15 protein-coding genes and 1 pseudogene are annotated in these 8,170 nt (G+C 64.4%); 3 read left to right on the top strand and 13 right to left on the bottom strand.

What is annotated here, in order from left to right:
* Positions 1-440 (bottom strand): hypothetical protein (locus tag CON77_RS12240; RefSeq protein ID WP_157826945.1); only part of this gene is annotated, 440 nt, incomplete at its 3' end.
* Between the two features lie 249 nt (positions 441-689).
* Between CON77_RS12240 and CON77_RS12235 the strand changes: the two genes are divergently transcribed.
* Genes CON77_RS12235 through CON77_RS12225 form a run of 3 tightly spaced genes read left to right on the top strand, consistent with a single transcriptional unit; the run spans position 690 to position 2,214 of the window.
* The gene (locus tag CON77_RS12235; protein WP_101049535.1) at positions 690-1,130 is read left to right on the top strand and encodes a thioredoxin fold domain-containing protein; all 441 of its coding nucleotides are present in this window, start codon (positions 690-692) and stop codon (positions 1,128-1,130) included.
* A gap of 7 nt (positions 1,131-1,137) precedes the next feature.
* Positions 1,138-1,659 carry a TlpA disulfide reductase family protein gene (locus CON77_RS12230; protein WP_101049533.1) on the top strand — a complete coding sequence of 174 codons (522 nt, stop codon included), beginning with the start codon at positions 1,138-1,140 and terminating at the stop codon, positions 1,657-1,659.
* A 45-nt stretch (positions 1,660-1,704) separates the two neighbouring features.
* The gene (locus tag CON77_RS12225) at positions 1,705-2,214 is read left to right on the top strand and encodes a GNAT family N-acetyltransferase (protein WP_101049531.1); all 510 of its coding nucleotides are present in this window, start codon (positions 1,705-1,707) and stop codon (positions 2,212-2,214) included.
* On the opposite strand, the gene CON77_RS12220 is transcribed toward CON77_RS12225, so the two are convergent.
* The 12 genes and pseudogenes from CON77_RS12220 to rpsJ form a co-directional block, all read right to left on the bottom strand.
* Complete coding sequence (locus CON77_RS12220) at positions 2,215-2,730, bottom strand: peroxiredoxin (RefSeq protein ID WP_101049529.1); 516 nt, start codon at positions 2,728-2,730, stop codon at positions 2,215-2,217.
* A gap of 120 nt (positions 2,731-2,850) precedes the next feature.
* On the bottom strand, positions 2,851-3,120 hold the full coding sequence (gene rpsQ / locus CON77_RS12215; protein ID WP_101049539.1) for a 30S ribosomal protein S17: 270 nt from the start codon (positions 3,118-3,120) through the stop codon (positions 2,851-2,853).
* A gap of 9 nt (positions 3,121-3,129) precedes the next feature.
* Positions 3,130-3,324, bottom strand: coding sequence for a 50S ribosomal protein L29 (rpmC, locus tag CON77_RS12210; protein WP_101049527.1), 195 nt, complete (start codon positions 3,322-3,324; stop codon positions 3,130-3,132).
* A gap of 15 nt (positions 3,325-3,339) precedes the next feature.
* Complete coding sequence (gene rplP, locus CON77_RS12205; RefSeq protein ID WP_101049525.1) at positions 3,340-3,756, bottom strand: 50S ribosomal protein L16; 417 nt, start codon at positions 3,754-3,756, stop codon at positions 3,340-3,342.
* 22 nt (positions 3,757-3,778) lie between these two features.
* Positions 3,779-4,564 (bottom strand): annotated as a pseudogene (gene rpsC / locus CON77_RS12200) (30S ribosomal protein S3); the annotation flags it as partial.
* 16 nt (positions 4,565-4,580) lie between these two features.
* Positions 4,581-4,910 carry a 50S ribosomal protein L22 gene (rplV, locus tag CON77_RS12195; RefSeq protein ID WP_101049523.1) on the bottom strand — a complete coding sequence of 110 codons (330 nt, stop codon included), beginning with the start codon at positions 4,908-4,910 and terminating at the stop codon, positions 4,581-4,583.
* 9 nt (positions 4,911-4,919) lie between these two features.
* On the bottom strand, positions 4,920-5,195 hold the full coding sequence (rpsS, locus tag CON77_RS12190) for a 30S ribosomal protein S19 (RefSeq protein WP_101049521.1): 276 nt from the start codon (positions 5,193-5,195) through the stop codon (positions 4,920-4,922).
* Between the two features lie 12 nt (positions 5,196-5,207).
* Positions 5,208-6,032: a 50S ribosomal protein L2 gene (rplB, locus tag CON77_RS12185; protein WP_101049520.1), complete on the bottom strand. Its 825-nt coding sequence runs from the start codon at positions 6,030-6,032 to the stop codon at positions 5,208-5,210.
* 2 nt (positions 6,033-6,034) lie between these two features.
* Entirely contained in the window at positions 6,035-6,349 is a 315-nt protein-coding gene (gene rplW, locus CON77_RS12180) for a 50S ribosomal protein L23 (protein ID WP_101049518.1), read from the bottom strand.
* Entirely contained in the window at positions 6,346-6,966 is a 621-nt protein-coding gene (gene rplD / locus CON77_RS12175) for a 50S ribosomal protein L4 (protein WP_101049516.1), read from the bottom strand. The genes rplW and rplD overlap by 4 nt, the downstream gene beginning before the upstream one ends.
* Positions 6,966-7,631, bottom strand: a complete 666-nt coding sequence (gene rplC, locus CON77_RS12170) for a 50S ribosomal protein L3 (RefSeq protein WP_101049514.1) — start codon at positions 7,629-7,631, stop codon at positions 6,966-6,968. The genes rplD and rplC overlap by 1 nt, the downstream gene beginning before the upstream one ends.
* A 149-nt stretch (positions 7,632-7,780) precedes the next feature.
* The gene (gene rpsJ / locus CON77_RS12165) at positions 7,781-8,092 is read right to left on the bottom strand and encodes a 30S ribosomal protein S10 (RefSeq protein ID WP_101049512.1); all 312 of its coding nucleotides are present in this window, start codon (positions 8,090-8,092) and stop codon (positions 7,781-7,783) included.
* Between the last annotated feature and the right edge of the window lie 78 nt (positions 8,093-8,170).

Here is an 8,170-nt window from a genome sequence, read left to right as displayed (position 1 = left end):
ACCCCGCCGAAGAAGGTGTCTGCCACCTCGGGCTCGAGGGACTCGCCGTACCAGGCCGCCTGCACCAGCCAACCCCGACGGGCCGCCCACAGCACCTCCGCACGCAGGGGCTGGCCCCGGTGGTCCACGGCCGGCCCGCTCCAGCGCTGCGCCTGCCCGGCCCCCGGCACCACCGCCGGGCGCACCGTCCACCCCGGCGGCGCGTCCTGTCCGGGCGGCACCACCTGGCGCAAACTGGCCCAGGTGGCTTGGGCCCAGAGCCGCAACGCGGCCTCGGCCGACGGCGCCACCGCCCCGCCCACCGGGGTCGGCAAACCCGCCACGGCGACGGCAAACGTGCTGGAGCGCACATCACAACCCGACATGCGCAGCAGCACCGCCGGCCGGTCCGGCCCAAACAGGGGCACTTCACGCTCGGCCCGTTCCGGTTTGCAGGGCATCAGTGCCTCCACGGGCGCGCCCTCGGGGCGGACCGTGCGCCAATTGTGTGTCGGGCTGCACGCCGCCAGACACAACACCCCCGACCACAACCACGCTCGCCGCATCGCCCACCTTTCCCATAAAACAGCTCGCCCGGGCCCAGGCCAAAGCGCGCACAATAAGGCATCCAACCGGTCGATGGTACCCAAGCGGCGCTGCACGTGAACTTCGCAGCGATCGCCGGCTCCAATCCGCAACCGCCTTGCCCCATGAACACCCGCAACCTCAACCCAGACGGCCTGCCCGACATCCTGCCCGTGGTCGGCTCCCTGCGCGCCGCCGCGCAAAAAGCCGCCGCCCGCCAGGAGCCCCTGGTGGTCATGGTCACGCTCAAAGGTTGCGCCTTTTGCGACGTGGTGCGCGGCCACTACCTGGGCCCCATGCAACAGAAGGGCGAGGTGGTGGCGGTGCAGGTCAACATGCTGGACCGTAAAACGCCCCTGCAAGACCTGCAGGGCCAGATGACCACCCCCTACGCCCAGGCCCAGGCCTGGAAGGCACGCATCGCGCCCACCGTGCTGTTCCTGAACCCCGCCGGCCAGGAGATCGCCGAACGGCTCGAGGGCATGTCATTAGCCGACTTTTACGGCGCCTACCTGCAAGACCGCCTCGACACCGCCCGCCGCCAATTGCGCGGGCGCCAACCTTGACACGACCATGAACGCCGCACCGCTGCACCACCCGTCCCGCCGCAAGGGCCTGGCCTGGCTGGCCCTTGCCCTGGCCTCGCTCGCCGGCCTGTCCGCCTGCTCTACGCAAGATGCTGCGCCCGAGTCGCGCTTCGTCCTCATCGACGGCAGCACCCTGCACAGCGCCGACCTCAAAGGCAAGGTCACCCTGGTCAACTTCTGGGCCACCACCTGCGTCTCCTGCGTCAAGGAAATGCCCAGCCTGGTCAACACGTACCAGAAGTACAAGGACCAGGGCTTCGAAACCGTCGCCGTGGCCATGAGCTACGACCCGCCCGACTGGGTCGTCAACTTCGCCAGCAGCCGGCAACTGCCTTTCAAAGTGGCCCTGGACAACACTGGCGAACTGGCGCGCAACTGGGGCGACGTCAAACTCACCCCCACCACCTACGTGGTGGACAAACGCGGGCACATCGTCAAACGCTACGTCGGCGAACCCGACTTTGTCGCCCTGCACAGCCTGCTGGAAAAACTGCTGGCCGACGGCTGAACACCGCGACACGGCCCCCCTCGGCCCATGCCGTATAGTGGCGACATGACCGAGCCGCACCCGCCTGTGCCCACCCCCGACATCCGCATCGAGGTGGTGCTGACCGAACCGAAACTGCAATGGGTGCGCGAGTTGTTTCTGGAGTACCAGAGCGACATCGACGTGGACCTGAACTTCCAGGGCTTCACCGAAGAATTGGCCCAACTGCCGGGCGACTACCAGCACCCCTTGGGCGCGCTGCTGCTCGCCTTCATCGACGGCGAGCCGGCCGGCTGTTGCGCCTTCCGGCCCCTGCCCGACAGCGACCACCTCAATGCCTGCGAAATGAAGCGGCTGTTTGTGCGCCGCGCCTTCCGCGGCTTTGGTTTGGGCCGCCTGCTGGTGGACGACACCCTGCTGCACGCGCGCCAGGCCGGCTACGACAGCATGCTGCTCGACACCCTGAGCGACATGGAAGCCGCCCGGGCGCTGTACGCCGAAGCCGGGTTCGAAGAAGTGGCCCCGTACTACCACAACCCCTTGCCCGGGGCGCACTACCTCAAGGTCGCGCTCTGATCAGGCGCGCAGGGCCTGGGCTTGGGCCAGCAAGGTCGCCGCGTCGCTCACTTCGAACTTGCCCGGGCCTTCGACGTTGAGGGTCTTGACCACACCGTCCTGCACCAGCATGGAATAGCGGTTGCTGCGCAGGCCCAGGCCGCGCGCGGTCAGGTCCAGCGTCAGGCCGGTGGCCTGGGCGAAGGCGGCACTGCCGTCGGCCAGCATGCGCACCTTGCCGGCACATTGCTGGTCGCGGCCCCAGGCGCCCATCACGAACACGTCGTTCACCGCCACGCACCAGATTTCGTCCACGCCAGCGGCCTGGAGCGCGTCGTATTGGGCCAGGTAACCCGGCACGTGCTGGGCCGAGCAGGTCGGGGTGAAGGCACCGGGCACGGCGAACAGGGCGATGGTCTTGCCGGCCGTGGCCTCGGACACGTTCACGGGATTGGGGCCCAGACTGCAGCCCCCGCCTTCGACCTCCACGAATTCCATCAGCGTGGTGGCGGGGAGTTTGTCTCCGACCTGGATCATGTGTGACTCCTGAATGTGGCCCTCGGGCCGGGTTGCACCGTGCGGCATGCACGGACGAAAAAAAACGACCGAGATTGTCGGTCGTTTTTTCCATTCGCGCCCGAGGGCACGAAAACAGGCTTACACCAGTTCGGCCTTTTGGACCAGGCGGGTGACAACCCAGTTCTTGGTTTTGGACAGCGGGCGGCTCTCGGTGATCTCAATGATGTCACCCAGCTTGTACTCGCTGTTTTCGTCGTGCGCGTGGTACTTGCTCGACTTCATCACGATCTTGCCGTAGAGCTCGTGCTTCACAGCACGTTCCACCAGCACGGTCACGGTCTTGGCACGCTTGTCGCTGACCACCTTGCCAATCAAGGTGCGCTTGAGGGAGGTTTTGGCTTCCGTCATGGTCACTCCTTACTTGGCGGCTTGCTTTTCAGCAAGGATGGTCTTCGCACGGGCGATGGCACGACGGGTGCTGCGCAGCGTGGCGAGGTTGGACAGTTGTTGCGTGGCCTTCTGCATGCGCAGGTTGAAGTGGGCCTTTTGCAGGGCTTTCACTTCGGCTTCCAGGCCGGCAACGTCTTTTTGGCGCAGTTCAGCAGTTTTCATCTTGTGTTCTCCTGATCACTGGCCCAGCATGCGGGTCACGAAAGTGGTGCGCAGCGGCAGCTTGGCGGCGGCGAGGGTGAACGCTTCGCGAGCCAGTTGCTCGGGCACGCCCACGATCTCGTACAGCACCTTGCCGGGCTGGATCTCGGCCACGTAGTACTCCACGCCGCCCTTGCCGTTGCCCATACGGACTTCGGCCGGCTTCTTGGAAATCGGCTTGTCGGGGAACACACGGATCCAGATGCGGCCGCCACGCTTGACGTGACGGGAGATCGCACGGCGTGCGGATTCGATCTGGCGTGCCGTCAGACGGCCACGGTCGGTGGACTTCAGGCCGAAATCGCCAAAGGCCACGGTGTTGCCGGTGGTGGCAATACCCGTGTTGCGGCCTTTTTGCTCTTTACGGTATTTACGGCGAGCAGGTTGCAACATGTTCTATTTCTCCTTAGGCCTGGGGCTTGTCGCTGCCATCGGCCGGGGCGGCATTGCTGCCACCACGACGGGGGCCGCCACGACCCGGACGGTCGTTGCGGGCACCGTCACGGCGCGGACCGCGGGGACGGCGCTCGTCGTCGGGACGCGGGGTGCTGTCCAGCGACGGGGCGTCGTTGCGACCCAGGTGGTCACCCTTGTAGACCCACACCTTGACACCGATGATGCCGTAGGTGGTTTGGGCCAGCGAGGTGCCGTAATCGATGTCGGCGCGCAGGGTGTGCAGCGGCACACGGCCTTCGCGGTACCACTCGGTGCGGGCGATTTCGATGCCGTTCAGACGACCCGAAGACATGATCTTGATGCCCTGGGCGCCCAGACGCATCGCGTTCTGCATCGCGCGCTTCATGGCGCGGCGGAACATGATGCGCTTTTCCAGCTGCTGGGTGATGGAGTCGGCGATCAGCTTGGCATCGACTTCGGGCTTGCGCACTTCTTCGATGTTGACGGCCACCGGCACGCCCAACTTGGCGGCCAGGTCCTTCTTCAGCTTCTCGATGTCCTCGCCCTTCTTGCCGATCACCACGCCCGGACGTGCCGAGTAGATGGTGATGCGGGCGTTCTTGGCGGGACGCTCGATCACGACGCGGGACACCGCGGCGTTCTTCAGCTTGGCCTTCAGGTACTCACGCACCTTGATGTCTTCGGCCAGCATGCCCGCGAAGTCGCGGTTGCTGGCGTACCAGCGGCTGGCCCAGTTGCGGCTGACCGCCAGGCGGAAGCCGGTAGGATGGATTTTCTGTCCCATAGTCTTCCTTTAGGCCTCAGTTGCCAACCGTCACGTAGATGTGACAGGTGGGTTTGCTGATGCGGTTGCCGCGGCCTTTGGCGCGAGCGGTGAAACGCTTTAGCGTGGTGCCCTGCTCGACGTAGATGGTCTTGACCTTCAGTTCGTCGATGTCGGCGCCGTCGTTGTGCTCGGCGTTGGCGATCGCGGATTCCAGGGCCTTCTTGACGATGCCAGCAGCTTTCTTCTGGGTGAACGTCAGGATGTTCAGGGCCTGGTCCACCTTTTTGCCGCGAATCAGGTCCGCCACCAGACGGCCCTTGTCGACCGACAGGCGAACGCCGCGTGCAATTGCGCGTGTTTCCATGGTGTGTCCTTACTTCTTGGCTTTTTTGTCGCCGGGGTGGCCTTTGAACGTGCGGGTCAGCGAGAACTCACCCAGCTTGTGGCCGACCATCTGGTCGGTCACGTACACGGGCACGTGCTGCTTACCGTTGTGCACGGCGATGGTCAGACCGATGAACTCGGGCAGGATCATGGAGCGGCGCGACCAGGTCTTCACCGGCTTCTTGTCCTTGGTGGCGACGGCTTTTTCAACCTTGGCCAGCAGGTGGTGGTCAACGAAGGGACCTTTTTTCAGAGAACGAGTCATTTACGTGGCCCCTTACTTCTTGCGACGCGACACGATCATGTTCTGCGTGCGGCGGTTGTTGCGGGTGCGGTAACCCTTAGTCAGGTTGCCCCACGGATCCACCGGCGGCATACCGGTACCGGTGCGGCCCTCACCACCACCGTGCGGGTGGTCGATCGGGTTCATGGCCACGCCACGAACGGTCGGACGGATACCCATGTGACGCTTCACACCGGCCTTGCCCAGCTGACGCAGGCTGTGTTCGGTGTTGGACGCTTCGCCGATGGTGGCGCGGCAATCCACGTGGATCTTGCGCACTTCGCCCGAACGCATGCGCACCTGGGCGTACACGCCTTCACGGGCCAGCAGCACGGCGGAGGCACCGGCGGAACGCGCGATCTGCGCGCCCTTGCCCGGCTTCAGCTCGATGCAGTGGATGGTCGAACCGACGGGGATGTTGCGGATCGGCAGGGTGTTGCCGGCGCGGATCGGCGACTCGGAGCCGCTCAACAGGGTGGCGCCCACTTCCACGCCACGCGGGGCGATGATGTAGCGGCGCTCGCCGTCGGCGTAGCACAACAGCGCGATGTGCGCGGTGCGGTTCGGGTCGTATTCCAGGCGCTCCACCTTGGCGGGGATGTTGTCCTTATTGCGGACAAAATCCACCACGCGGTAGTGGTGCTTGTTGCCGCCGCCCTTGTGGCGCACGGTGATGTGACCGTTGTTGTTGCGGCCGGCCTTCTGGAACTGGGGTTCCAGCAGGGGCGCGTAACCGGCACCCTTGTGCAGGGTGTCACGGGTGACTTTCACCATGCCGCGACGGCCTGGCGAAGTCGGCTTCATCTTGATGACTGCCATGATCAGACGGCCTCCCCACCGAAGTTCAGTTCCTGACCCGGCTGCAGCGTCACGTAGGCTTTGCGCACGTGATCACGGCGGCCCACGGTCTTGCCAAAGCGCTTGGCCTTGCCTTTTTGGTTCAACACGTTGACGGCTTGCACCTTCACGTTGAACAGCAGTTCCACCGCGGCCTTGATTTCAGGCTTGCTGGCGTCGCGCAGCACCTTGAACAGCACGGCGTTGGATTTTTCGGCGGCCATGGTGGCTTTTTCAGACACGATGGGCGCAACCAGCACCTGCATCAGGCGGCCTTCGTCAAACTGGACGTTGCTCATGCGAACATCTCCTTGAGTTTGTCGATGGCACCCTTGGTGACGATCACTTTCTTGTAGTGAACCAGCGACAGCGGATCGGCGTAACGCGGCTCCAGCACCAGCACGTGGGGCAGGTTGCGCGAAGCCAGGTACAGGTTTTCGTCGATTTCGTCGGCGATCACCAGCACGGACTTGAGGTTCATGGCCTTGAACTTGTCGGCCAGCAGCTTGGTCTTGGGGGCTTCCACTTTCAGGGAGTCCACCACCGACAGGCGGCCTTCACGCACCAGCTGGGAGAAGATGGAGGCCATGCCGGCGCGGTACATCTTCTTGTTCAGCTTCTGGCTGAAGTTCTCTTCCGGGCTGTTCGGGAACACGCGACCACCCCCACGCCACAGCGGGGAGGACGTCATACCGGCACGGGCGTTGCCGGTGCCTTTTTGCTTGAACGGCTTCTTGGTGCTGTGCTTGACCTGCTCGCGGTCCTTCTGGGCACGGGTGCCCTGGCGCGCGTTGGCCTGGTAAGCCACCACCAGCTGGTGGATCAGCGATTCGTTGTAGTCACGACCGAACACGGTCTCGGGCACTTCCACGGTGGAAGCGGCCTGGCCCTGGTCGTTCAGGAGTTCGACTTGCATCAGTTAGCTCCTTTGGCTTTGACGGCGGGGCGCACGGTGACGAAGCCACCCTTGGAACCCGGAACGGCACCCTTGATCAGCAGCAGCTGACGCTCGGCATCGACGCGCACCACATCCAGGTTCTGGGTGGTCACGGTCTCGTCGCCCATGTGGCCGGTCATTTTCTTGCCCGGGAACACGCGACCCGGATCCTGGGCCATGGAGATGGAACCCGGCACGTTGTGCGAACGGCTGTTGCCGTGGGACGCACGCTGCGACGCGAAGTTGTGGCGCTTGATGGTGCCGGCGAAGCCTTTACCGATCGAGGTGCCCTGCACGTCCACCTTCTGGCCGGCGGCGAACAGCTCGGCCACGGGCAGCACGGCGCCGGCGGCAAACTTGCCAGCGACTTCGGCGGTCACGCGGAATTCTTTGAGGATTTCACCGGCTTCCACACCGGCCTTGGCCAGGTGGCCGGCTTCGGGCTTGGTCACGCGGGAAGCGCGACGCTTGCCGTACGCCACTTGCAGGGCGTCGTAGCCGTCGTTGGCCTGGGTTTTGACTTGTGCCACGCGGTTGTTCGACACGTCGACCACCGTGACGGGCACTGCGTCCCCGTCTTCGGTGAAGAGGCGCATCATGCCCACCTTGCGGCCCAACAACCCGAGAGAGTTGCTCAGACTCATTGTTTTCTCCGTTCCCGACTGCAATTGGCCGGGGCTGTTGATTGGAATACCTCGCAGCCAAAAGCCGCGAAGCCCGCGAGTTTACCCCGCGGGCGTCAAAAATGCAAGCGTGTGGCGAGTTGCCTACACCCCACGCTCACACAAGCGCATCACTGCAGCTTGATTTCCACGTCCACGCCGGCCGGCAGGTCCAGCTTCATCAGGGCGTCGACGGTCTTGTCGGTCGGATCGACGATGTCCATCAGGCGCTGGTGGGTGCGGATCTCGAACTGGTCGCGGCTGGTCTTGTTGACGTGCGGCGAACGCAGGATGTCGAAACGCTTCATGCGGGTCGGCAGGGGCACCGGGCCCTTGACGATCGCGCCGGTGCGCTTGGCGGTGTCGACGATCTCGGCGGCAGAGGCGTCGATCAGCTTGTAGTCGAACGCTTTCAGGCGGATGCGGATTTTTTGCTTGCTCATGATCAGCGTCCTTCTCAGTCGATGATCTTGGCCACGACGCCGGCGCCGACGGTGCGGCCGCCTTCACGGATGGCGAAG

Source organism: Macromonas nakdongensis, assembly GCF_002837145.1.
Taxonomy (GTDB): Bacteria; Pseudomonadota; Gammaproteobacteria; order Burkholderiales; family Burkholderiaceae_C; genus Macromonas_B; species Macromonas_B nakdongensis.
This window is presented reverse-complemented; position numbering and strand designations above follow the sequence as displayed.

Coding starts and splice junctions, on each gene's coding strand:
- CON77_RS12235 (WP_101049535.1), top strand. CDS start 690: ATGAACACCCGCAACCTCAACCCAGACGGCCTGCCCGACATCCTGCCC.
- CON77_RS12230 (WP_101049533.1), top strand. CDS start 1,138: ATGAACGCCGCACCGCTGCACCACCCGTCCCGCCGCAAGGGCCTGGCC.
- CON77_RS12225 (WP_101049531.1), top strand. CDS start 1,705: ATGACCGAGCCGCACCCGCCTGTGCCCACCCCCGACATCCGCATCGAG.
- CON77_RS12220 (WP_101049529.1), bottom strand. CDS start 2,730: ATGATCCAGGTCGGAGACAAACTCCCCGCCACCACGCTGATGGAATTC.
- rpsQ (WP_101049539.1), bottom strand. CDS start 3,120: ATGACGGAAGCCAAAACCTCCCTCAAGCGCACCTTGATTGGCAAGGTG.
- rpmC (WP_101049527.1), bottom strand. CDS start 3,324: ATGAAAACTGCTGAACTGCGCCAAAAAGACGTTGCCGGCCTGGAAGCC.
- rplP (WP_101049525.1), bottom strand. CDS start 3,756: ATGTTGCAACCTGCTCGCCGTAAATACCGTAAAGAGCAAAAAGGCCGC.
- rplV (WP_101049523.1), bottom strand. CDS start 4,910: ATGGAAACACGCGCAATTGCACGCGGCGTTCGCCTGTCGGTCGACAAG.
- rpsS (WP_101049521.1), bottom strand. CDS start 5,195: ATGACTCGTTCTCTGAAAAAAGGTCCCTTCGTTGACCACCACCTGCTG.
- rplB (WP_101049520.1), bottom strand. CDS start 6,032: ATGGCAGTCATCAAGATGAAGCCGACTTCGCCAGGCCGTCGCGGCATG.
- rplW (WP_101049518.1), bottom strand. CDS start 6,349: ATGAGCAACGTCCAGTTTGACGAAGGCCGCCTGATGCAGGTGCTGGTT.
- rplD (WP_101049516.1), bottom strand. CDS start 6,966: ATGCAAGTCGAACTCCTGAACGACCAGGGCCAGGCCGCTTCCACCGTG.
- rplC (WP_101049514.1), bottom strand. CDS start 7,631: ATGAGTCTGAGCAACTCTCTCGGGTTGTTGGGCCGCAAGGTGGGCATG.
- rpsJ (WP_101049512.1), bottom strand. CDS start 8,092: ATGAGCAAGCAAAAAATCCGCATCCGCCTGAAAGCGTTCGACTACAAG.